20 protein-coding genes are annotated in these 23,916 nt (G+C 61.2%); 3 read left to right on the forward strand and 17 right to left on the reverse strand.

The features are described 5' to 3' along the window. Window positions 1–2: 2 nt before the first annotated feature. The 5 genes from GBEM_RS10870 to rd all read right to left on the reverse strand — a co-directional run bounded on the left by GBEM_RS10870 (window position 3) and on the right by rd (window position 7,577). Complete coding sequence (locus tag GBEM_RS10870; protein WP_012530605.1) at window positions 3–2,498, reverse strand: heavy metal translocating P-type ATPase; 2,496 nt, start codon at window positions 2,496–2,498, stop codon at window positions 3–5. A 17-nt stretch (window positions 2,499–2,515) separates the two neighbouring features. Then, window positions 2,516–2,806: a metal-sensitive transcriptional regulator gene (locus tag GBEM_RS10875; protein WP_012530606.1), complete on the reverse strand. Its 291-nt coding sequence runs from the start codon at window positions 2,804–2,806 to the stop codon at window positions 2,516–2,518. A gap of 323 nt (window positions 2,807–3,129) precedes the next feature. Next, window positions 3,130–5,934 carry an aconitate hydratase AcnA gene (gene acnA, locus GBEM_RS10880; RefSeq protein WP_012530607.1) on the reverse strand — a complete coding sequence of 935 codons (2,805 nt, stop codon included), beginning with the start codon at window positions 5,932–5,934 and terminating at the stop codon, window positions 3,130–3,132. A gap of 69 nt (window positions 5,935–6,003) precedes the next feature. Beyond that, complete coding sequence (locus tag GBEM_RS10885) at window positions 6,004–7,338, reverse strand: FAD-dependent oxidoreductase (RefSeq protein WP_012530608.1); 1,335 nt, start codon at window positions 7,336–7,338, stop codon at window positions 6,004–6,006. Window positions 7,339–7,418: 80 nt separating this feature from the next. Continuing rightward, the gene (rd, locus tag GBEM_RS10890) at window positions 7,419–7,577 is read right to left on the reverse strand and encodes a rubredoxin (RefSeq protein ID WP_012530609.1); all 159 of its coding nucleotides are present in this window, start codon (window positions 7,575–7,577) and stop codon (window positions 7,419–7,421) included. A gap of 360 nt (window positions 7,578–7,937) precedes the next feature. On the opposite strand from rd, the gene GBEM_RS10895 reads away from it, so the two are divergent. From GBEM_RS10895 to GBEM_RS10905, 3 genes are all read left to right on the forward strand, one after another. Next, complete coding sequence (locus GBEM_RS10895) at window positions 7,938–9,134, forward strand: MFS transporter (RefSeq protein ID WP_012530610.1); 1,197 nt, start codon at window positions 7,938–7,940, stop codon at window positions 9,132–9,134. 66 nt (window positions 9,135–9,200) lie between these two features. After that, window positions 9,201–9,581: a VOC family protein gene (locus GBEM_RS10900; RefSeq protein ID WP_012530611.1), complete on the forward strand. Its 381-nt coding sequence runs from the start codon at window positions 9,201–9,203 to the stop codon at window positions 9,579–9,581. A gap of 36 nt (window positions 9,582–9,617) precedes the next feature. Further along, window positions 9,618–9,989: a pyridoxamine 5'-phosphate oxidase family protein gene (locus GBEM_RS10905; protein ID WP_012530612.1), complete on the forward strand. Its 372-nt coding sequence runs from the start codon at window positions 9,618–9,620 to the stop codon at window positions 9,987–9,989. Between the two features lie 141 nt (window positions 9,990–10,130). On the opposite strand, the gene nrfD is transcribed toward GBEM_RS10905, so the two are convergent. From nrfD to GBEM_RS10970, 12 genes are all read right to left on the reverse strand, one after another. Further along, window positions 10,131–11,168 (reverse strand): NrfD/PsrC family molybdoenzyme membrane anchor subunit, encoded by a 1,038-nt coding sequence (nrfD, locus tag GBEM_RS10910; RefSeq protein WP_012530613.1) that lies wholly within the window; start codon window positions 11,166–11,168, stop codon window positions 10,131–10,133. Next, the gene (locus tag GBEM_RS10915) at window positions 11,165–11,959 is read right to left on the reverse strand and encodes a 4Fe-4S dicluster domain-containing protein (RefSeq protein ID WP_012530614.1); all 795 of its coding nucleotides are present in this window, start codon (window positions 11,957–11,959) and stop codon (window positions 11,165–11,167) included. The genes nrfD and GBEM_RS10915 overlap by 4 nt, the downstream gene beginning before the upstream one ends. A 1-nt stretch (window position 11,960) precedes the next feature. Beyond that, entirely contained in the window at window positions 11,961–15,227 is a 3,267-nt protein-coding gene (gene fdh, locus GBEM_RS10920) for a formate dehydrogenase (protein WP_012530615.1), read from the reverse strand. Between the two features lie 370 nt (window positions 15,228–15,597). Beyond that, entirely contained in the window at window positions 15,598–15,930 is a 333-nt protein-coding gene (locus GBEM_RS10930; protein WP_012530616.1) for a c-type cytochrome, read from the reverse strand. A 90-nt stretch (window positions 15,931–16,020) separates the two neighbouring features. Then, complete coding sequence (locus GBEM_RS10935; RefSeq protein ID WP_012530617.1) at window positions 16,021–17,322, reverse strand: phenylacetate--CoA ligase family protein; 1,302 nt, start codon at window positions 17,320–17,322, stop codon at window positions 16,021–16,023. A 220-nt stretch (window positions 17,323–17,542) separates the two neighbouring features. Then, window positions 17,543–18,286, reverse strand: coding sequence for an ABC transporter ATP-binding protein (locus GBEM_RS10940; protein ID WP_012530618.1), 744 nt, complete (start codon window positions 18,284–18,286; stop codon window positions 17,543–17,545). Window positions 18,287–18,391: 105 nt separating this feature from the next. Next, the gene (locus tag GBEM_RS10945) at window positions 18,392–19,144 is read right to left on the reverse strand and encodes an ABC transporter ATP-binding protein (RefSeq protein ID WP_012530619.1); all 753 of its coding nucleotides are present in this window, start codon (window positions 19,142–19,144) and stop codon (window positions 18,392–18,394) included. Then, the gene (locus GBEM_RS10950; RefSeq protein ID WP_012530620.1) at window positions 19,137–20,099 is read right to left on the reverse strand and encodes a branched-chain amino acid ABC transporter permease; all 963 of its coding nucleotides are present in this window, start codon (window positions 20,097–20,099) and stop codon (window positions 19,137–19,139) included. Before GBEM_RS10950 ends, GBEM_RS10945 begins: the two co-directional genes overlap by 8 nt. A gap of 44 nt (window positions 20,100–20,143) precedes the next feature. Further along, complete coding sequence (locus tag GBEM_RS10955) at window positions 20,144–21,028, reverse strand: branched-chain amino acid ABC transporter permease (RefSeq protein WP_012530621.1); 885 nt, start codon at window positions 21,026–21,028, stop codon at window positions 20,144–20,146. A gap of 9 nt (window positions 21,029–21,037) precedes the next feature. Then, entirely contained in the window at window positions 21,038–22,177 is a 1,140-nt protein-coding gene (locus tag GBEM_RS10960; protein WP_012530622.1) for an ABC transporter substrate-binding protein, read from the reverse strand. A gap of 44 nt (window positions 22,178–22,221) precedes the next feature. Beyond that, entirely contained in the window at window positions 22,222–23,361 is a 1,140-nt protein-coding gene (locus tag GBEM_RS10965; RefSeq protein ID WP_012530623.1) for an ABC transporter substrate-binding protein, read from the reverse strand. Between the two features lie 123 nt (window positions 23,362–23,484). After that, a complete protein-coding gene (locus tag GBEM_RS10970) occupies window positions 23,485–23,916 on the reverse strand; it encodes an ACT domain-containing protein (RefSeq protein ID WP_012530624.1) in 432 nt (143 codons plus the stop codon).

The following is a 23,916-nucleotide window of genomic DNA, read 5'->3' on the forward strand; positions in this document are numbered from 1 at the left end:
CTCTACCCCCTTTCTATGGTGAACCCGCGCAGGCGCAGGGCATTGGTGACTACGCTGACCGAGGAGAGCGCCATGGCAAGCGAGGCGATGATAGGGCTCAAGAGCCAGCCGGTCAGCGGATAGAGGACCCCTGCCGCGATGGGTATCCCCATGATGTTGTAGACGAAGGCGAAGAAGAGGTTCTGCTTTATGTTGGCGATGGTGGCCCTGGACAGCGCGATGCTGGAGATGACGCCGTTCAGGTCGCCGCGGACGAGCGTAATGTCGGCCGCCTCGATGGCGACGTCGGTGCCGCTCCCCATGGCGATGCCCACATCGGCCTGGGCCAACGCGGGGGCGTCATTGATGCCGTCGCCGACCATGGCGACCACCTTCCCCTGCGCCTGCAGCTTCTTGATCTCTTCACCCTTGGCGTCGGGGAGCACCTCGGCGACCACCCGGTCCACCCCCACCTGCCGCGCGATGGAGTCGGCGGTGCGCCGGTTGTCTCCGGTCAGCATGATCACTTCGAGCCCCAGGTCGTGCAGCTTCTTTACCGCCTCGGCCGAGCTTTCCTTGATGGGGTCGGCTATGGCGATGATGCCGGCATAGGCACCGTCGACTGCAACGAAAATGGGGGTTTTGGCCTGGTCCGCTAGCAGGTGGGCGGCATTCGTGTCGGCCACGATCCCCTCTTTTTGCAACAGCAGCGCGGTTCCGATCACTACCCTCTTACCGTCCACGGTGGCCTCGATGCCGTGGCCAGGTATGGCGTTGAAATCGCGGGCGGAAAGGCGTTCGAGGCCGTTCTCGTCGGCGTAGCGAACGATCGCCTCCCCCAGCGGGTGTTCGCTTCCCGCCTCGGCGGCCGCCGCCAACTGCATCAGCGCCTGGCGCTCGAAGTTTGCCGTCTCTATGTCCGTAACCGAGGGGACGCCGCTGGTGATGGTGCCGGTCTTGTCGAGAACGATGGTGGTGAGTTTGTGCGCGGTTTCCAGCGCCTCCCCCCCCTTTATCAGGATGCCTCCCTGGGCGCCGCGCCCGGTGCCGACCATGATGGCCGTTGGGGTGGCGAGCCCGAGCGCGCAGGGGCAGGCGATGATCAGCACCGAGACGAAGGTCAAGACCGCCATGTTGAGCCGGGTATCCGGCGGCGAGACGTCGAACCAGACCACGAAGGTGGCGATGGCGAGCGAGATGACCACCGGGACGAAGTAGCTGGCGATCAGGTCGGCGAGTCGCTGGATCGGGGCCTTGGTCCCCTGGGCCTGCTGCACTAGCCTCACAATCTGCTGCAGCACGGTGTCCTTGCCGATCCTGGTGGCGCGCATGCGGAAAGAGCCGGTCTTGTTGAGGGTCGCGCCGATGACCGTGTCCCCCTCGCTTTTGCGCACTGGAAGCGGTTCGCCGGTCAGCATGCTCTCGTCGACCGTGGAAGAACCCTCGACCAGCTCGCCGTCCACCGGCACCTTTTCGCCGGGCCGGACCAGGATGGTGTCGCCCAACTGCACCTCGGCTATGGGGATGTCCTGCTCGGTGCCGTCCCGCAGCACACGCGCCAGCTTCGGCTGCAGGCCGATGAGGGCGTGGATAGCGCCGCTGGTCTTGCTTTTGGCGCGCGCCTCCAGAAGGCGTCCCATGAGGATGAGGGTGACGATGATGGCGGCGACCTCGTAGTAGACGCCGACCGCCCCCTCGTGCCCGTGTCCAGCCGCTGCGGTTCGTGCGCTCAGCCATTGCGGCGCAACGGTGGCCACTACGCTGAAGAGATAGGCGGAAAGCGTCCCCAGCGACACCAGGGTGTTCATGTCGGCGACGCGGTGCTTGGCGGCGCTCCAGGCGCCGGTGAAGAATTCCCGGCCCGCCCAGAAAAGTACCGGCGTGGTCAGCGCGAGTTCCACCCAGGCCCGGCCCGGGAAATTGAAGGCGTCGGCCAAGGAAGGAACAAGATGTCCGGCCATGGCAAGAACCGCCACGGGGATGGTGAGCGCGAGGGCGACCACGAACTTGCCGCGGTTCTTCAGATACTGCTCCTCGTGCACCCTGGACTGCGCTTCCAGAAGCTCCGCTTCGTCGGTCTCTGCCCCGCCGCTTCCCGTCTCTAGGATGTCGTACCCCATGTCCCGCACCACCTGTTTGAGCGCCTGCGGGCTTGTCACCTGCGGGTCATATTTGATAGTGGCCCGGGTGGTGGCGAAATTGACCGCGGCCCTGGCGACGCCGGGGGAGCCGGAAAGCGTCTTCTCGATGCGGCCCGCGCATCCGGCGCAGTTCATTCCCAAAAGCGGGAATTCGCACTGCTCGGCATGCTCTGGCGCTGCCGTGGCAACCGCTGACGGTGCCTCGACAGCAGGCGGCGTTTTAGTCGTTAAGTAGCTCTCCGGGTTCGCCTCGAATTTTTCTTTGCACCCTGCGGAGCAGAACTTGTATGTGACACCGGCATTGGTCGCGCTGTGGGGCGCGTCCTCGCGCACGTCCATGCCGCAGACGGGGTCTTGTAATACGTTATTTTCCGACATCTCTTGGTCCTCCCTTGTTACCTCAAAAAGCGCGACAGCGCGGTCTTTACCTCGTCAAGCAGCGCCTGCTGCGACATCGGTTTGGCAGATTCGTGTTGGCTGTCGGTCCCTTGGCCGAGTACGCAGTTCTCCAGGTGGCGGGTCAGGAGTTCGACGCCGAGCGCATCCAAGGCGGAGCGGACTGCCGAGATTTGGTTGAGGATGTCGACGCAATAACGCTTTTCCTCCAGCATCCGCTCGATCCCCGCCACCTGTCCGGCGATCCGCTTTACGCGCGTGGTCATTTTGTTTTTGGGCGACTGGCTCATGGCGCCTCCTTATGCTTTGTGATACCCCATGGGGGTATTCTTTCGATAAGCCGAAGATACCCCCATGGGGTATGTGTGGTCAAGAGGAAAATTTGGGGGGCGAGAGGCAGGGGCTGGGAGGGGGACTGGCTCCGCAGGTGCCTGTCCCCCGGGGCCTTAGGAACGAGAGTATGAGGGGGATAGAAAGGAAAGGGGGACAAAGAAAAGGGGGACAGGCACCTTGCGGAGCCAGTCCCCCTGGCAATAGAAAGGGGACTGGCTCCGCAGGTGCCTGTCCCCTTTCGCTTCCCTCTCCCCTGCCATTGTCCCCTCGTAAGCCGCGACTACTTCAAAAACTGCCTGAGCACAAAGGGGAGGATGCCGCCGTGGCGGTAATAATCGAGCTCGTTGGTGGTGTCGATCCGCACCTGTACCGTGAACGATCCTTGCGCGCCATCGACATTCCGATAGTTGACCTGCAGCTGCTGCCCAGGCGCGACTTCCGACAGCCCTTCCAGGTCGAAGCTTTCGGTGCCGTCCAATCTCAGGGTTGCCGGGTTCTCGCCGGGCAGAAACTGCAGGGGAAGAACGCCCATGCCGACCAGGTTGGAACGGTGAATCCTCTCGAAGCTCTCGGCGATGACGGCTCTCACGCCGAGGAGCTTGGTTCCCTTGGCCGCCCAGTCGCGGGAGGAGCCGGTGCCGTACTCTTTGCCGGCGATCACTATCAGCGGCACGCCGGCCGCACGGTATTTCTCGGCGGCATCAAAGATGGACATCTGCCCGTTACCCTTGCCGTTGCCGACAAAGCACTTGGTTACGCCCCCTTCCACTCCAGGAACCAGCTGATTCCTGATGCGGGTGTTGGCGAAGGTCCCACGCACCATTACCTCGTGGTTGCCGCGGCGCGCGCCGTAGGAGTTGAACTCCTTGGGTTGGATGCCCAGGGAGATGAGGTAGCGCCCGGCAGGCGAATCCTTCGCTATGGATCCTGCCGGAGAGATGTGGTCGGTGGTGATGGAATCCCCCAAAAGGGCCAAGACCCGCGCCTCCTTCACGTCCTGAACAGGCTGCGGCCCCCTTGTGAGATCGGCGAAGAAAGGGGGCTCCTTGATGTAGGAGGAACCTTCCTGCCACTGGTACAGCTCGCCAGTGGGCACCTGCAGCGCCATCCACTGCTCGTCCCCCTGGAAGACGTCTGCGTAGTTGCGAGAGAAGGATTCGGCATGGACGCAGCTTTGCACCAGCTGCGCGACTTCCTGTTCGTTGGGCCAGATGTCCTTCAGGTAAACCGGGTCGCCGTTGGGGTCGGTGCCGATGGCGTCCAGGGTGAGGTCGATGTTGACGTTGCCGGCCAGCGCATAAGCGACGACGAGCGGCGGCGAGGCGAGGTAGTTGGCCCGGACATGGCTGTTGATGCGCCCCTCGAAGTTGCGGTTGCCGGAGAGAACGGCTGCTACGGCGAGGTCCCCCTTGACGACGGCGCCGGATATATGCTCCGCCAAGGGGCCGCTGTTGCCGATGCAGGTGGTGCAACCGTACCCGACCAGGTGGAAGCGCAGCGCCTCCAGGTAAGGCGTGAGCCCTGCGGCGGCCAGGTAGTCGGTGACCACCTTGGAGCCGGGAGCGAGGCTCGTCTTCACCCAGGGGCGCACCTGCAAACCACGCCTCACCGCATTACGCGCCAAGAGACCGGCCCCTATCATAACCGAGGGATTGGAGGTGTTGGTGCAGCTGGTGATGGCGGCGATTACCACGGAGCCGTGGCAAAGGTTGTAGGCGGTGCCGTCGGGCTGGCGCACCGGGACGCAGTGCCCCAGCGCTCCCAGCGACTTGTCGGGGTGCTCCATCAACTCGGGCGCGACGGTCACCGGCGCTCCCCCCTCCCCTAGCCACCGGCTCATGGTTTCCTTGTCGACGCGGGCGGCGTCGTGGGACCTCAGGGTGATCAGCTGCTTTCGGAACGATCCCCGTACCTCCTTCAGGTTGACCCGGTCCATGGGGCGCATCGGTCCGGCGAGGGACGGTTCAACCTGGGCCAGGTCCAGTTCGAGGATGTCGCTGTAGGAGGGATCCGGCTGGTTCACATCGTGCCAGAGCTTTTGCTGCTGGTAATACGCCTCCACCAGCGGGACGATGTCCCCCCTGCCGGTCAGGCGCAGGTATTCGGTGGTCTGCCCGTCGACGGGGAAGACCCCGATGGTGGCGCCATACTCAGGCGCCATGTTGCCGATGGTGGCCCGGTCGGCGATGTTGAGGGAGGCGGCGCCGGGGCCGAAGAATTCCACGAATTTGCCGACCACCCCCTTCTTGCGCAGCATCTGGGTCACGGTAAGGACGAGATCCGTTGCCGTGGCGCCTGGAGCGAGCGCGCCGGTCAGACGAAAGCCGACCACTTGGGGAATGAGCATGGAGCAGGGCTGCCCCAGCATGGCTGCTTCCGCCTCGATCCCCCCTACTCCCCAGCCGACTACGCCCAGGCCGTTGATCATGGTGGTGTGGGAATCGGTCCCGACCAGCGTGTCGGGGAAGACCCAATCCTCCTCCCCGGTTTTCGCCACCATAGCCACCTGCGACAGGTACTCGAGGTTTACCTGGTGGCAGATGCCGGTTGCGGGGGGGACCACGCTGAAGTTCCTGAAGGCCGACTGCCCCCAGCGCAGGAACTGGTAGCGCTCGTGGTTGCGCTCGAACTCGATGGAGGAGTTCCCCCAGAGGGCGCCGGTGGTTCCGTAGAGGTCCACCTGCACCGAGTGGTCGATGATCAGGTCGGCGGGCTGCATCGGGTTGATATGTGAGGGGCTCCCCCCCAGACGCGCCAGGGCCGATCGCATCGCTGCCAGGTCCGCTACGGCGGGAACCCCGGTGAAGTCCTGGAGCAGTATGCGAGCGGGCATGAACTGGAGCTCTTTGTCCGGTTCGGCGGAGGCGTCCCAGCGGGCCACCGCCTCGATGTCCTCCCTCTTGACCACCACCCCGTCCTCCCGTCTCAGCAGGTTCTCCAGGAGGATCTTAAGGGAATACGGAAGCCGCGAGATGTCCAAGCCGGAATTCTGCTCGAACGCCTGCAACGAGTGGAAGCGGTAGCTCTTCCCGCCCGCGGTGAGCGTGCTCAGGGTGTTGTAGCTGTTGGATGTCGTGACGCTCATGTTCTTCTCCCTAGTTTGTTTTATACCGGCCGGTGGACCTAATGGACCCAATGCACCAAAACCTGACTTTCACACTTTCTTTACCGCGACGTTTGCGGCGATGAGGATCGGGTCCCAGACCGGCGAGTAGGGAGGCGCGTAGGCCAGATCCAGTTCGGCGATCTCGAAGACGGTCATCTGCTTGTAGATAGCCGTCGCCAGCACGTCGAGCCTCTTGGCCACCACGTCCTCGCCGACGATCTGGGCGCCGAGGAGCAACCCGTCCCCTTTTTGGCAGAAAAGGATGACGCGCATGGTGCTCCCGCCGGGGAATTCCCCTCGGGTGGGGCTGTCTACGGCGACCTTGACGTAATCCTTGCCGAGCGCTTGCAACTGCCTCTCGTTTAGACCGGTGGTGGCGACGCTCAGCTCAAAGAACTTGAAGACCGCGGTCTGGTCGATCCCCCAGAATTCCATCATGCGGTCGGGGTTGGCGACGTTGCTCCCTATGACGCGCCCGTGCTTGTTGGCAGCAGGGCCCAGCGGGAAATAGGAGTTCGCCCCCAGTTGCCGGACGTAATGCTCGGCGCAGTCCCCCCCGGCGAAGACGGAGTCGAGGTTGGTGCGCAGGAAGCGGTCGACCTTGGCCGCCCCCGCCGTCCCCAATTCGCCTCCAGCCGCGGCGAAAAGCGCGGTGTTGGGGCGGGTTCCGACGGCGACCACCACCAGGTCGGCGGGGAAAACGCCAGCCGAGGATCGCACCTCGCCCCCCGCCTTCTCGGCGATATCGACGCCGGTTAAAAGCTCGATTCCCCTCTCCTTCACCTTGTCCATCACCTTCGCCCTCGCCTCCTCGCAGAACGAGGGAAGAATGGTGGGGGCTTTCTCCAGGATGACCGGCTTGATCTTCATGTTGGTGAGGACGTCGGCGACTTCGAGGTTGGTGTAGCCGGCGCCGACCAAGACCGCGTGCTTCGGCGCCTTGTCGTAGATGAACTGCTTCACGTGGCGGGTATCGTCGAGCGTCTTGAAGCAAAAGACGTCGCTGTCGTCGAAGCCGGGTGCGGTGAGCCTGATGGCGCTGTTGCCGGTGGCGTAAACCAGGAAGTCGTAGCGCTCTTCGTAACTCCTGCCGGTGGCGAGATCGGTTACGCTCACTATCTTGCCGACCGGGTCGATGCCGGTGACCTCCTGCCGCAACCGGTAGTCTATCCCCCGCTCCTTGCGGATGGTCTCAAGCGACAGCGCGTAGAGCTTTTCGACCGGCTTCTCCTTGAAAAAGAGGTTGTACGGCATGCCGCAGGCGGCATAGGAGACGTCGCCGCTTTTCTCCAGCACTATCACTTCCGACTCGGGGGACAGTCGCTTTGCCTGGCTTGCCGCCGACAGCCCTGCAGCGACCCCGCCGATGATCACAGTCTTCATACAGCCTCCGCATGGCATAAAATGAAACGGGCTGCCTTTGTATCAGCGTCGAAGCTGAAGGCAGCCCGTTCCTTGCTGTATCACATCTCTTCGAACAAGCTCTTCTCGGCCCCGCACAGAGGGCAGACCCAGTCCTCGGGGATGTCTTCAAAGGCAGTACCCGGCTGCACGCCGCTGTCCAAGTCACCAGTCTCGGGGTCGTAGATGTAACCGCATACAGTGCAACGATATTTCTTCATAATTCTCCCTCCTTCTCCTGTTAATTGATAAAAGTCATCCCCCTGTAGTTGTTCAGGGAGTAAAAACATCCATATAAAGTAGCTGGAGAGACATTGTTGTCAAGCAGATGCAAATGATAAAGCTCTACTTGGAAAGCTATGTACAGATGGAACGGTTAAATGGTATTACCGTCAAGCAAGATTTGGTTTGATCTCGTTCCCAAGGTCCACCTTGGGAACGCAGACTGCTGAAGCTCTAACTTCAGGATGCAAAGCAGGAGCTTTGCGCCGCATTGGGTTCCCAAGCTGGAGCTTGGGAACCAGGAGCCCCCGAATCGTGGGCAACGCCGGATTGTCACACAGCAAACGATGGAGAGTTACATGAAGCGTCTACTGGGGAAGATCGACGAGGGGCTGCTCACTTCCGAGCAGCGTCCGATGCTGCGCTTCCTGATCATCCTCACCGCGGCTTCGACGATCGGGCTGCAGGGTTACACCATTCTTTTCAACAACTTTGCAGCCGAGATGGTGCACCTGGACGGTAGCCAGGTCGGCATGACGCAGTCGGTGCGGGAAATTCCGGGGCTACTGACGCTGCTGGTGGTCTTCGTGCTAATGTTCATGCGCGAGCACAAACTGGCCGCGCTCTCGGTGCTGCTCTTGGGGCTCGGTACCGGTATCACCGCGCTCATTCCGTCCTACGGCTGGGTGATCTTCACCACGGTAGTGATGAGCTTCGGTTTTCACTACTACGAGTCGACGAACCAGTCGCTCACGCTGCAGTACTTTTCCACCGCCGTGTCCCCCATTGTCTTTGGACGCCTCCGAGCGCTGGCAGCGGTTTCCAGCGTGGTAGCGGGTATCATGGTCTACTGCCTGAGTTCAGTGGTGCAGTACCGGGGAATGTATCTGGCTATCGGCGCGGTGGTGGTCATCGCAGGCCTTTGGGGACTTTGCCAGAACCCCACCCACTCAGGGATCGTGCCCCAGCGCAAGAAGATGATACTGCGGCGCAGGTATTCGCTCTTTTACATCCTGACCCTTCTCTCCGGGGCCAGGCGGCAGATCTTCGTAGTCTTCTCGATACTGCTATTGGTGCAGGTGTTCCATTTCACGGTGCGGGAGATGACCATCCTTTTCATCGTGAACAACATCGTCGCCTATATCCTCAACTCTTTGATAGGAAAGGCGATCAACCGTTTCGGCGAACGATTCATCTCCTCCTGCGAATACGCCGGTGTCATCGTCATCTTCCTGGTCTATGCCTTCAGCACCTCGAAATATCTGGTCATGTTCATGTACATACTGGACAACATCCTCTACAATTTCGAGGTTTCGATCCGGACCTACTTTCAGAAGGTGGCAGACCCTGCCGACATATCCTCATCCATGTCTGTAGGTTTCACCATCAATCACATAGCCGCCGTTTTCCTCCCCGCCCTGGGCGGTTACTTCTGGATGTTGGACTACCGCATCCCATTCATCGGAGGCACCGTACTGGGTGTGATTTCCCTGATCGCGGCACAGTGGATGCGGGTACCTGAGAAGGCACCGAAGGCGGAGACGTCAGCTAGTTAAAAAGGAAAATAACGAAAGGTATGGCGGTAAGTAGATACGCAGATATGACAGTAAGGAGGTGTGCTGATGTTTAAGCGAATAGACCACGTAGAGATCATTCCACGCGACTTTGAGCAGTCCATCTCATTTTACACAGAAACTTTGGGTTTCACCATGAAGCAGCGCATGACTGTGTCTGCTCCGCCCCTGGAAGAGATAGCTTATCTCGCGCTGGGTGACACAGTGCTGGAATTGATGAGAGTGAAGGACCCCACCCTTTCGGCCCCGGAGCCTTGGAGCACTGGGTACCGGATGATGGCGCTGGAGGTTGGAGACATGGACCTGGCGCTGTTATACCTGGCTGGAAAAGGGATCGAGCCGACCTGGGGGCCGGTTACGCTGGGGCCATCGAAGAAAGCGGAAATCCACGATCCGGACGGGCTGCCGATCGAACTGAGGCAGTGGTAACTGCAGCAACAACTATAAAAACTGGAGGTTATGCAGATGATCCCTGACAAGATGAAAGAAGTGATGAAGCATGAAGGTGTGGTCGCCATTGCGACGCAAGGCGAAGACGGGCCGCATCTGGTAAATACCTGGAACAGCTACCTGGCGATAGACGCCGACGGGAGACTGCTGATTCCCGCGGGATACATGCATGTGACCGAAAAGAACGTGGTCCGCAACCCGAAGGTGCTGCTGACCCTGGGGAGCCGCGAGGTGCAGGGGGCGCACGGCCCCGGAACCGGGTTCCTGGTCGAAGGGAACGCACGGTTCATAACTTCCGGCCCGGTTTTCGAGACCACCAAGAGCACCTTCCCCTGGGCCAGAGGTGTGCTGGAGATTACCGTATCCAATGTGACACAGACGCTGTAGCGACTGGCGGCTAAGTTCCCCCTCCCCTTGCGGGAGGGGGCTAGGGGGTGGGGGTAGATGCCACGGTAGCGCAGATGGAAGCTTCACCCTCCCCCCCGGCCCCCTCCCGTCAAGGGAGGGGGAGACAGGGCCCCTGGCGATTCACCCTCCCCCCTGCATTCTTCTTCTTTGCGGCCCGATTACCGCCTGAGGCTCCCGCGCCGCATCCTTCCCGGTTTCCAGCAGCGCATACCTGAGACAGATAGCACCGAGCGTGGTGAGGACGCCGCTAGCTTTCCTTCGGGCAGTGGACTTGGCAGGGATGAGGTCCAGCACCACACCTGCCACCAGCGCCACTTTCGCCGCGTTCCAAAGTAGCCCTCCCCTCCCCTTTTCGACGCCGTAGACCGCCTCCTTGTTCGTCGGAGTACGCCGTTCCATGGCCACCATGGCGGCTGCTTCCCCAACCTTGCCTACCATGCCGAAACGCTGCACCACCTTTTCCTCGTGCTGGTTCAAGGGGCGCAACTCCAAGGCGCCGGCGGTGCTAGCTATTGCGGAGGCGATGAAAAGCGGGGGGAGCAGGCGGCGCTTTTCCAGCCAAAGAGGGTTCGCCGTGTTGCCCAAGAGCACCCCGGTGTAGCCTGCGACCATGACACCGCCAAAGGCGGTTCCGTAACGCACCGAGCTCGGCGCCTTCTTGCCTAAGAGCAGCGACAGAGTCGCCAACATCCCGGTTCCCGCCAGGGACCAGGAACCGACGCTCATGGGGGAGGAGGGACGAAAGACGCGCAGCATGTTCAGAAAGCGGGTCATCTTTCCCAGGTCCCAGGTCAAAAGCGCCGGGCCGACGGTCACACCGGCGCAGGCGAGCAGGCGACACCAGGAGGCCAAAGCGTCGAACCTGCGCTTCCCCGGGAGCGCCGCTGCCAGGACCGCGCAGCCTCCGGCGACGCCTCCCAGATAGAAGTACGCCGGAACCGACCAGATCCAGACCGGCTCCTTCAGAAGCGGGAGACGGTAGTAGTCGGGAGGGCTCTCGGCCGGTCGCGAGGAAACCTGCCGCCACAATGGGACAATGGACCCCGCGTCCGGTTCCGCCTGCTTTACCCGCTGCTGCGCCCCCTCCCCCGTGAGCATCGCCAAATCCGGGTCCATCTCCCTTCCGATCTTCAAGCCACTGGTCAGAGCTTGGCTCATTTTTTCCCTCCTTCCACGAATCGAACCGCAGCCACCGCGGCAGCGACCATGCCTGCCGCCGCCACACCCATCGTCCCCCACGAAGCCCCTACTCCCTTGGTCGGCACGGTCGGTTTGGGAGGGAGGTTGTACGCCTCGGGACGATCCAGCAGCAGGAAAAAGGCGTGCAGCCCCTCGGTGCCGGGCTGGTCGTCGTCCGTCATCCCGTAAAGGTACGCCTCGTGGACCCCGCGGCTATGCAGCAGCTCCAGGCGTTTGCGGGCTATCTCTCGCAGTTCGTCGAGTTTTCCGAAGGTGATGGAATCGGTGGGACAGGCCTTGGCGCAGGCGGGCTCCCCTCCGGCTTTCTGGCGGTCGTAGCACAAGGTGCATTTCCAGGCGCGGCCGTCGTCCTCGCGGCGGTTGATCACCCCGAAGGGGCAGCAGACCACGCAGTAGCCGCAGCCGTTGCAGACGTCGGGTTGCACGTACACGCTCTCGAACTCGGTGCGGACGATGGCGCCAGTCGGGCAGGCCTCCAGGCATCCGGCGCGTTCGCAGTGCTTGCAGACGTCGGACATGAGCAGCCAGGAGAAGGGGCGCGCCGTTATCTGGCCGCTTAACTGCAGGGAGCGCTCCACGAAGGCCACATGCCGCCAGGTGGTGGCTTCAAGGTGGATGGTGTTGTCGTAGGATCGCCCGCTGAAGAAGTTGCCGTCCGCTGGGAGCTGGTTCCACTGCTTGCAGGCGACCTCGCAGGCCTTGCAGCCGATGCAGACACTCGTATCGGTGAAGAAACCGGTAGCTGTCATGTCAGGCCTCCTCCGTCAATTCGGTTTTTCCTGCCTTAAGGCCGTGCCTTCCTTCGGGTTTATCCTGAACCGGGGGTTGGTCGCGTTTGGGGCCGTCCGAGTCCGGCTCGTTAAGGGGGCCACCGGCCGCGGCACGTCTATCGCTTCGTTTGCGGCCGGCGATGACCTGTACCGAGAAAGCCTTCGACTCCTCTATGCTGACGTTGGGGTCGGCGATGAAGGCGGTGAGTTCGTTGGCGGCGTCTCCCCTGGAGCGCCCGACGTAGCTCCAGTGATAGGGGATTCCCACCGTATGCAGCGTGGTGCCGTTCTGCACGTAGGGTTGCATCCGTTCGGTCACCAGCACCCGTGCCTCGATTTCCCCCCGCATGGTGCTGATCGTGGCCCAGCCACCGTTTTTGAGCCCCCTCAGTTCGGCCAGTTCCGGAGAGACTTCGATGAACATCTCGGGCTGCAGCTCGCAAAGCCAGGGGAGCCAGCGGCTCATCCCTCCTGCGGTGTGGTGCTCGGTGAGCCGGTAGGTCGTGGCGATGAAGGGATAGCGCGAGTCTCCCCATGCCTTGTGATAGGGGTTGTCGCGCCGCACCCATTCCATGCGCGCGGGGTTGCATTGCTGGCTGTAAAGCGGGTTTTTGAGCACGGATTCTTCGGGCTCGTAATGGGTCGGGAGCGGGCCGTCCAGAAGGCCGCTCGGGTCGTAGAGCCATCCCTTCCCTTCCGCCTGCATGATGAAGGGATCTATCCCGGAGAGGGTGTCTATCCCCTTGGCGTCGGGACCTGGGCGGTAGTCGGGCGGGCGGTTGACGATGAAGTCAGGGGTGTCGTAGCCGGTCCACTTCTTTTGCTCCTCGTCCCACCAGACGTACTTCTTGCGCTCCGACCACGGTTTCCCTTCCAGGTCGGCGGAAGCCCTGTTGTAGAGGAGGCGCCGGTTGTCGGGCCAGGCCCATCCCCACTCCTGCGCGACCCAGTTCTGTTCGCTCGCCGGCTTGCGCCGGGCCGGCTGATTCACGCCGTCTTTGTAACAGCCGCAGTAGATCCAGCAGCCGCAGATAGTGGTGCCGTCGCTTTTCAGCTCCTTGTAGCCGGAGATGTATTTCTGTTCGCTGGAATCGTAGCCGTTGATCTCCGCCAGCACCCTTTCGGCCTCCGGCTCTTCTATCGCCCCCTTGCTCCCGTAATCCCAGGTGAGGTCGCGAATGGCGCGGTCCTTGGAGTCGGGAGAGTCGCGGTAGAGCTCCTTGAGCCGCCGCCCCAGGTGCCAGATGAAGTGCAGATCGGAGCGGCAATCCCCCGGCGGCTCCACCGCCTTGTGCCGCCACTGCAGCAGCCGTTGCGTGTTGGTGAAGGTCCCTTCCTTCTCGGTATGGGCCGCGCAGGGGAAGAAGAAGACCTCGGTGGCGATGTCGGTTGTCTTGATCTCTCCAGAGGCAATTTCCGGTGCCTCACGCCAGAACTCGGCCGTCTCGGTCGGGGCGAAATCGTTCACCACCAGCCATTTCAAATTCCGCAGACCCTTGCGCTGCAGCGCCGTGTTCATGGAACCGACCGCCGGGTTCTCTCCCATCACGAAATACCCCTGCACCATGCCGTCGGCCATGGCGGCGACGGTGACCATGTGGGAATGGTCGCCGGTTATGTGCGGCAGATAGTCGTAGCACCACTGGTTTTCAGCCGTGGCCGCGGGTCCGTACCAGGCCTTGAGCAAGGAGACCATGTACTTTGGGAATTCGCTCCACCACCCCGAGGCCGATTCGTTGAATTCGATGTATTTCTTAAGGTCGGTGTCGTAGGTCGCTTTCGGCATGGGGAGGTAGCCGGGAAGCATGTTGTAAAGGGTGGGGATGTCCGTGGAGCCTTGAATGGAGGCGTGTCCCCTGAGCGCCATGATGCCGCCGCCGGGACGGCCGATGTTTCCCAAGAGGAGTTGGATGATGGCCGCGGTGCGGATGTACTGGACACCGACCGTATGCTGGGTCCAGCCGACGGCGTAGCAAAAGGCGCTGGTCCTTTCCCGCCCGGAGTTGTCGCAAAGGGCTTGGGCGACTTTCTCGAAAAGCACCCTGGGAATGCCGCACGCCTCCTCGACCACCTCGGCGGTATAACGCGAGAAGTGCCTTTTTATGATCTGGAAGACGCATTTGGGGTCGGTCAGGGTGTAGTCGTGCTTTTCCGCGGCTATGATGGCGCCGCGCTCCGCACGCGGCTCCCCGCTGAACATCTCCCTGTGCCCGGCTGCCGGCGACACCTCGACCCCCTCGTACTGCCATGAGGCCGGGTCGTACTGCCCTTTTTCCGAGTCCCAGCCGCTAAACAGGCCGTCCAGGTCCTCGGTGTCCTGGTAGTCCTTGGAGATGAGCGCGGCCGCGTTGGTGTAATTGACGACGTAATCCTTGAACCAGAGATCGTTGCTGATGATGTAGTTGACGAGTGCGCCCAGGAAGGCGATGTCGCTCCCGGCGCGGATCGGGATGTGGATGTCGGCGACGGCGCTGGTGCGGGTGAAGCGCGGGTCGATGTGGATGATGGTGGCCCCTCTGCGTTTGGCTTCCATGACCCAGCGGAAGCCGACGGGGTGGCATTCAGCCATGTTGGAACCTTGGATCAGGATGCAGTCTGCATGTTGCAGATCCTGCTGGAAGGTGGTGGCGCCTCCCCTGCCGAAAGAGATCCCCAGACCGGGGACCGTGGAGGAATGTCATATTCGGGCCTGGTTCTCGACCTGGACCATCCCCAGCGAGCAGAACAGCTTCTTGATCAGGTAGTTCTCCTCGTTGTCGAGGGTGGCGCCGCCAAGGTGCGCGATACCCAGCGTGCGCCTTAACGGGTGCCCGTCCTTATTCTGCTCCTCCCACGTTTCGTCCCGCGTCTTTTTCACACGGTCGGCGACCATCTCCATCGCCTTTTGCAGCGGCAGCTCCTCCCATTGGGTGCCATACGGGCGGCGATACAGGACTTTCTTGACTCTGTGGGTGCCGGCTACCAGTTGAGAGCTGGCCGACCCCTTGGGGCAGAGAGCGCCTAACGAGATGGGGGAATCGTAGTCACCCTCGATGTCCATGATCTTGCCGTCTTTGACGTAGACCTTCTGGCCGCAGCCGACGCCGCAGTACGGGCAGACCGAATCGACTACCCTGTCGGCGTCAGCCGTGCGCGGCTTGAGCGCGCGGGTTCTTTCCGACATGGCCGACTCTCCCAGGCCCAAAGGATCCAGTTCGGCTATCTGCCGGAGAGCCGGCCATTTAAGCAGCGACCATTTCTTTGACATGGGCACGCTCCTTCTTAATCTGGGGTGAAAAACATTAGTGGTGTTTAACATCCTGTAGATAAAAGTCAATTAGACCAGGCAAGTTTGGTTAGAGCGCCGTCCTCCCTTTCTCATTGGATTTTGGCTGCCAGAACAGCCGTTTTCCTGCGGTGGATAGTGCCAAGGGGAAGCGGAGCTTCCGGTCGCCTTTCGTTCCCAAAGTGGACCTTGGGAACGAGAATTAGGCAGGTCTTGGAGCACGGTTCCCCCGCCCCTTGCGGGAGGGGGAGCAGAACAAACAACTAGTCCCTTACGGGCAGTAGCCGGACGCAAAAAAGCACCTGAGGACAGAGCCCGCAGGTGCTTTTTAAATTGTGTTTGTGGTTTGGGTCTACTTGAACGTGGTCAAGATGTACTTCGCGATGGCGGTGGCCTCTGCATCGGGCACTGCTTTCGCGTCGAACTTGGTCATGCCCGCGCCGGGGTTGCGCATCTTGGCGACGATGTCTTTTTCGCTCTTGATGCCGTGGCCCGCCAGCGATTTCTTGCTGAGCGTCTTGTCAGGCCTGATGATGTTGCCCCCTTTGGGGTGACAGGCGACGCAGTGCTGGTCGAATTTCGCCTTGGCATCGGTCTTCTCGGCTTTCTTCGCCGCACAGATTCCAGGAGCGGCCATCACAGCCAGGGACAGTACCGATACCGAGACAATAACCAACTTCTTCATATGATTCCTCCTTGTGAGGGCTATGCCCTTTGAGTATTCATCCTCTCCTGACTGAGCTGATCTGTCAGGAAAGGTGGAACCAATGCTAGTCTAGATTTTTCTGTTGTCAATTACTCTGGAGGCTTTACCTTCGGCCCTCGGGATGCTGTTCGGCTCAACCAGTTTTACGACGGCACCAACCCCTAGCACTGAGTCAATGCGGCGCTCCACGTTGTCGAGGAAAGCCTTCTGCAGCTTCATCTCGTCGAAGAAGATGTTTTCGGTCACCTCTATCCTGATCTCCAGGGTATCCAGCGCTCCCTTGCGGTCGACCACCAGTTGGTAGTGCGGCTGGCACCCGTCGACGGCGAAGAGGACGTCCTCGATCTGGGACGGGTAGACGTTCACGCCCTTGATGATCAGCATGTCGTCGGAGCGCCCCATGGTCTTCTTCATGCGCACCGTGGTCCTGCCGCAGTCGCACTTTGTGTAGTCGAGCGAGGTGATGTCGCGGGTGCGGTAGCGGACCATCGGGAACGCTTCCTTGGTGAGCGAGGTGAGTACCAGTTCGCCGATGCTTCCCGGCGGGAGCGTCTTGCCGGTATCCGGGTCGATGATCTCGGCCAAGAAGGCGTCCTCAGAGATATGCATGCCGCACTTGCACTGGCATTCGCCGGCGACGCCCGGTCCGATCACCTCGGAAAGCCCGTAGTTGTCCGTGGCCGAGATGCCGAGCCTGCTCTCGATCTCGCGGCGCATCGCCTCGGACCACGGCTCGCCGCCGAAAAGCCCCACTTTGAGGCAGAGGCTCTTGGGGTCGATCCCCATCTTCTCCATGCGCTCGGCTATGGTGACCGCGTAGCTAGGCGTCGAGACCAGGGCGGTGGTGCGGTAGTCCTGCATGATCATGATCTGCTTTTCGGTGTTCCCGGCGCCCATCGGGATGACCGAGGCACCGATCATCTCCGAGCCGTAATGGAGGCCGAAAGCTCCGGTGAAGAGGCCGTAGCCGAAGGCGATCTGCACCACGTCGTCGTGGTTGACGCCGGCAGCGGTCATGAAGCGCGCCACCAGGTTGGACCAGACCTTCACGTCCTGCTTGGTGTAGCCGACGACGGTGGGCTTGCCGGTGGTGCCGCTGGAGGAGTGGATGCGCACCACCTCCCGAAGCGGCACCGCGAACATGCCGTAGGGATAGTTGAGGCGCAGGTCCTCTTTCGTGGTGAAGGGAAGCTTCGAGAGGTCGGCGAGGGATGTGACATCCTCGGGGACAATTCCCAGTTCCTTGAACTTGTTCCGGTAGCAGGTGACGTTTTTGTACACGCGGTTGAGGGTAGCCTGGAGGCGCTCCAACTGGAGTTGCTCCATCTCCTCGCGCGGCATGCATTCGTAATCCGGATCCCAAATTGACATAAACCCTCTCTTTAAACCAGTTGACGTCTAAAACCAACGTCTAGAACCAATTGATAATTGACAATTGACAATTGACGATTAAACCCGAATGAATCAATTCCATGGATACTTGAAAAATTGACAGTTAAGGCAGTGTTAAATAACAGCTAGTACATGGCAGCGTGCAGAAGTTGGAAAGTGGGTTTTGCGTTGTCAATTGTCAATTGTCAATTGAAGTTGTTCATCGTTCCCAAATTTCCTTCTTGTCCCGACCCAGGTAGGCGCGCTGCACGTCTTTGTTTTCCAGAAGCTCGGTGGCCTTTCCTTCGAGAATCACTTTGCCGGTCTCCAGCACGTAGCCGCGGTCGGCAACTTTAAGCGCGGCGCGGGCATTCTGCTCCACCAGCAGGATGGAGGTCCCCTCTTCTTCCCGCAACATCCGGATGACCTTGAAGATGTCCTGCACCACCAGCGGCGCTAGCCCCATGGAGGGCTCGTCCAATAGCAACAGCTTCGGGCGCGCCATGAGCGCCCGGCCTATGGCAAGCATCTGCTGCTCACCGCCGGATAAGGTGCCGGCGGCCTGCCGCCTGCGCTCCTTGAGTCGCGGGAACATCTGGAACATCCGCTCCAGGTCCTCCGAAATCTCCTGTCTCTGCCCCCCCATGCGGTAACGCAGATAGGCGCCAAGCTCCAGGTTCTCTTCGACGGTGAGCGGGTTGAAAACCTGCCGCCCCTCGGGAACCTGCGAGAGCCCCAGCGACACGACACGGTCGGCAGCGAGCCCGGCGATGTTCTTTCCTTCCAGCATGATCTCGCCGCTGGCGGTCGGGATCATGGCGGACAAGGTGTTGAGGAGCGTGGTCTTGCCGGCGCCGTTCGCGCCGATGAGGGTGACTATTTCGCCCCGGTTCAGGTGCAGCGACACGTTCTTCAGCGCGTGGACCTTGCCGTAGTAGGCGTTTATGTTCTTGATCTTGAGCATTACTATTCCATTTCCTTAGGCCGGGTTGTCCATCTTCCCTAGCCCAGAGGGAGAGGATAAAGACTCGGTTTTTCTCAATCTTTATCTTTATCTTTATCTGGTTTACTACTCCTCACCCAGATACGCGGTGATGACCGCCTGGTTGTCCTGGATCTCCCGCGGGGTCCCCTCTGCCAACATGGTGCCGAGGTTCAAGACCACGAGCTGGTCGCAGATGTCCATCACCAGGTCCATGTCGTGCTCGACGAGCGCCACGGTGATACCCAGATCGCGGATCCTCTTGATCAGGTCGGCAAGCTCCGCGGTCTCGCTGCTGTTAAGCCCCGCGGCCGGCTCGTCCATAAGGAGGAGCTTCGGCTCTAGCGCCATGGCGCGGGCGATCTCCAAAAGCCGCCCCTTGCCGAAGGGAAGTGTGCCGGCCTCGACATCGGCCAGCTCGGGGATGCCGACGAATTCCAGCAGCTCCTGGGCACGGGCGCGGATCCGCTTCTCCTCCCCCATTTGCCACGGCATCCTGAAGGCGCAGGCGAACATCCCGGACTTGCTCTGGGTGTGCAGGCCTACCATGACGTTCTCCAGCACGGTCATCTTGCCGAAAAGCTCGATGTTCTGGAAGGTGCGGACCAGGCCCAGGTGGGCGCGCCCCTCTGGAGGGAGCTTGGAGATGTCCTTCCCCTCCAATAGCACCGCGCCGCATGACGGCGGATAGATCCCGGTCGCGATGTTGAAAAGCGTGGTCTTGCCGGCGCCGTTAGGTCCGATGATCCCGGTGATGGACCCCTTGCCGACGTTGAAGGAGATCCCGTCCAGCGCGGTGAGCCCGCCGAACCTCTTCCCTATGCCGTTCAGGTTAAGCATTGGCCCCCTCCTTAGCCTTCTTCGGGATGAGGCGCCTGAAGAGAGCGGGCACGCCTTTAACCAGCCCGCCCGGCATGTAGATGGTCATGACGATAAGCAACGAGCCGTAGACGATGATGTCGTAGTCCTGGAAGGTCCGCAGTATCTCCGGCAGCATGGTCAATAGCAGCGCGCCAAGGATAGAGCCGTAAACGCTCCCAAGGCCTCCGATGACGATCATGGTCAAAAGCTCCACCGAGGTGTTGAAGCCGAACGAGGTGGGCGAGATGAAGGTCATGACGTGGCAGTAGAGGCTCCCGGCGATGGCCGAGATAAAGGCGGAAAGGGTGAAAACCTGCACCTTCATCAGCCTGGCGTTGACCCCCATCACCCGTGCGGCGACCTCGGAATCGTGGATGGCGCGCAGCCCGCGGCCGAAGCGAGAGTTAACCAGGTTCAGCGCAAGCAGGATCATCACCAGCGCGAAGCCCCAGACCAGGTAGTAGTTCTTCAGGTCGGTGTCGAAGGTGAACGAGCCGATGGCGAGATTCGGGATGCCGGATAGGCCGGAGGGGCCGCCGGTCAGGTCGACCGTCTCGTTGAAGGCGATGTTGGCGATGACGCCGACGCCGAGGGTGGCCATGGCCAGGTAGTGACCCTTGAGGCGCAGCACCGGGAAACCGATGGCGAAGGCGAAGGCTGCGACCGCAAGCGCGACCACGACCATGGCGACCCAGGGGTTGAAGGCATAGGCTGAGGTCAGCACGCCCGAGCCGTAGGCGCCCAGGCCGAAGAAGGCCGCCTGGCCGAGCGAGATCTGCCCGGCGAAGCCCAGCAGCAGGTTGAGACCCAGCGCGAGGATGCTGTTGACCCCGACGAAGACGAGGACGTTGGTTAGGTAGCTTCCGGAGAGAGGCAAGGGGGCGAGGAGCACCACCAGGCAGAAAACGAAGAATTTGAGTTTGTCCGATTTCAAAATTGAACCTTATCCAGCAGAAGATCGATACCAAAAAACAACTGTTACACCCTCTCGGTTTCACCCTTTTTGAAGAGCCCCTGAGGACGGATGAAAAGGATGAGGAGCAGGATGCAGAAGGCGATGGCGTCCTTGTAGCCGGAGGAGATGAGCCCGGCACCCAAAGATTCCAGCGCCCCCAGGATGAGCCCACCTAAAACGGTCCCCAGGCCGCTTCCCATGCCCCCCATGATGGCGGCGCAAAACCCCTTCAAGCCCAGCATGACGCCGACGTCGTAAGCGGTCATGGTGAGCGGCGCGATGATGACGCCTGCCAAAGAGCCCACGGCCGCGCTGATGACGAAGGAGAAAAGCACCATCCTGCCGACGCTGACGCCGACCAGGTTCGCGGCGCGCGGGTTGAAGGAGCAGGCGCGCATCGCTTTGCCGCTGATGGTGTGGTGGAAGAAGAGCCGGCAGCCCACGATGACGAGGATGGTGACGCCGAAGATCCAGAGATGCTGCGGCAGTAAGGTCGCCCCCGCAACGGAGATGGGATCGTTCCCCGAAAACGCCGGGAGCGCCTTGGTGTCCTTGCCCCAAAGGAGCATCACCACGCCGCGGATCAGGATGCTGGCGCCGATGGTGATGATGATGAGCGCGAGCGGGGTGGCGTTTTTGAGCGGCCTGATGGCAAGCCGCTCAAAAACAAGCCCGATGACGGTGGTCCCCGCCACGGCGGCGCAGATCGCAGCCAGAAGCGGGAGTTGCAGCGCGTTGATGCAGAATATGGTAAGCACTCCGCCCAGCATGACGAACTCACCCTGGGCGAAGTTGATGATACCGGTGGAGTTGAATATGATCGCGAAGCTGAGGCCAATCAGGGCGTAGATGGCGCCGGTGGCGAGCCCCGATATGACGAATTGCGATACCTGATTTAAAAGCTCCATGAATCCTCTTTACTTGACCAGCACCCAGTCTTTTTTGCGTACTTCAACCAGGGTGAAGGCGTCTTTCGTCAGGCCTGCGTGGTCCCTGGGCGAGAAGTTGAAAACGCCGCCGATGCCGGCGAAGTTGCGGGTTGCCTCCAGAGCGTTGCGGATACCGGCGGGGGTGTCCCCTCCCCTCTCGATGGCACCTTTAAGGAGCATAACCGCGTCCCAGGCGTGGCCGCCGAAGTGGTCGCCCTCGGCCTTGTAGTGGTTCTGGTAGTCCTTGATGAAGGCAAGGAGCGACCCTTTCTGCCTGTCGGTTTTCGGCAGCAGGTCGGCGACCAGCACCTTCCCGGAGGGGAGCCTGATACCCTCTGCCGAGTCCCCGGCCAGCTCGATGAACTTCTTGGAGGAAACGCCGTGGCTCATGTAGAGCGGGATTTTGAGGCCGAGCTGCTTGGCGTTTCTTGCCACCACGGCGGGACCGGGGTTGGTGCCCCAGCAGATCACCGCCTGCGCCTGCGAGCCGCGGATCTTGGCGAGCTGCGCGGTCATGTCGGTGTCCTTCGGGCCGTAGGTGTCGTCGGAAATGATCTGGATGCCATGGACCTTCGCCTGGGCCTTCAACTGCTCGCGCCCGGAGGAGCCGAAGCCGTCGGAGACGGTGAGTATCGCCACCTTGGTCTTTTTCTCTTTTTTCAGCTGCTCATAGATCCTGGCGACGGCGAGCCCGTCGTTCTGGGCGGTCTTGAAAACCCACTTTTTCACCGGCTCGGTGATCTTGCTCCCGGCAGCGCAGGAGATGAGCGGGATCCCGGCCTTCTCGACCACCGGGATGATAGCCATGCTGTCGCCGGTGGTGCTGGGACCGATGATGGCCACGACATTGTCGTTCTTGACCAGCTTGTTGGCGAGCTGCACGGCCTTGGTGGCGTCGCCACCGGTGTCGTAGGTGATCAGTTCGATCTTGCGACCTTTTACGCCGCCTGCCTTGTTGATCTCGTCGACCACCATCTGAGCGGTGTTGCGCTCAGGCTCCCCCAGGAAAGAGGCGGGGCCGGTCACGGCGAAAAGCGCGCCGATCTTAATGGGAGCGGCGGCAAAGGCCACGGTGGAAAGGCAGAGCAAGGTAAATAGTGCAAGAGCAGTGGTAAACAGTTTTCTCACGGATATTCCCCCCTTGAAGGAGCGGCAGCATTGCCGCGATTAAATCAGCGTACGATCGCCCAGTCGCCTTTATCGATGCGGACCATCTCGAAGGCGGAGAGGTCGAGTCCGTTATGATCTTTGGGGGTCATCTTGAAGACACCGGACACCCCGACCATGCTCCCACCCTTCTCTATGCCGTCGCGGATCTGCGCCGGGGTGACGGCCCCATTTTTCACAGCAGCGGCGATCAACTGGAAGCCGTCGTAGGCGTAGCCGCCGAAGGTGGACGCCTCGATGCCGTAGGCCTTCTTGTAGGAGTCGTTGTACTCCTTGAGGAGCTTCGCCTGCGGGTCGGTCTTCTTCAAGAGGTCGAATACGGCGAGCTTGCCGGCAGGGAGCATGACCCCCTGAGCGGCCTGGGCGCTGGCGAGCTCGATGTACTTCTTGGAGGCGACGCCGTGGCTTTGATAGAGCTGGGCCTTGATGCCCAACTGCTGCACGTTGCGGGTGATGATGGCCGGGCCGGGATTGGTCCCCCAGCAGATGATGGCATCGGGCTTGGCTGCCTTGATCTTGGTGAGCTGCGCGGTCATGTCGGTATCTTTAGGCCCGTAGACCTCGTCCGCCACGACCTTGAAGCCGTGCTTTGCCGCCATCTGCTTCAGCTGCTCGCGACCGGAAGAGCCGAAGGAGTCGGAAACGGTGAGAAGAGCGATGTTCTTTTGCTTGAGTTTGGACGCCTGGAGCAGGATCTTTTCGGCGGCGACGTGGTCGTTGGCCGGGGTCTTGAAGACCCATTTCTTCACCGGGTCGGTGATCTTGATGCCGGCGGCGCAGGAGACGAGCGGGATCTGCTCCTTCTCGGCGATGGGGATGACGGCCATCGTTTCGCCGGTGGTGCTGGGGCCGACAATGGCGGAGACCTTGTCGTTCTTGATCAGCTTGTTGGCTAGCTGGACCGCCTTGGTGACGTCGCCGCCGGTGTCGTAGATGACCAGTTCGATCTTCGAGCCGCCGATGCCGCCCTTGGCGTTGGCCTCTTTAACCAGCAGCTCCAGCGTGTTCTTCTCCGGTTCGCCGAGGAAAGCTGCGGGACCGGTCACGGCGAAGAGACCGCCGATCTTGATCGGCGCCGCGGCGAGTGCGGCAGTGGCGCTGCACAGAAGCATCATGATGCTGAGTACCACCAGAATCTTTCTCATCTTCCCCCCTGAAAAATGTTTCAGTCGATCACCGCTACCAAAAGCACTACGCCGTAAAAGTCCCCCCTCCCGTAAAGGGAGGGGGAGAGCTGGACAGTGCTGCGCCGTTTTCGGACTTCTCAATTACATGCTGTACAGCCGGTCGCCAGGGAGGACGTTGAAGTTCTTGGCGGTGAGCGCCTCGATAGCTTTCTGCGTCTCGTCGAAGCGGAAGATCATGACCGCGTTCTCGCCGCAGCGCTCGACGAAGGCGTACATGTACTCGACGTTGATGCCGCCTGCGTCCAGCACCTGGAGGATGTCGGCGAGCCCGCCGGGACGGTCCGGGATCTCTACGGCTACCACCTCGGTCTTGCTGACCGTGAAGCCGCGATCCTTCAGCACCGACTTCGCCTTCTCGGCGTCGTTGACGATGAGGCGCAGTATCCCGAAATCCGAGGTGTCGGCGAGGGAAAGGGTGCGGATGTTGACGCCTGCATCGCCCAGGATGCGGGTCACCTCTGCCAGACGTCCGAACTTGTTTTCGATGAATATGGAGATCTGTTCTACGTACAT

It is taken from the genome of Citrifermentans bemidjiense Bem (genome assembly GCF_000020725.1).
Taxonomy (GTDB): domain Bacteria; phylum Desulfobacterota; class Desulfuromonadia; order Geobacterales; family Geobacteraceae; genus Geomonas; species Geomonas bemidjiensis.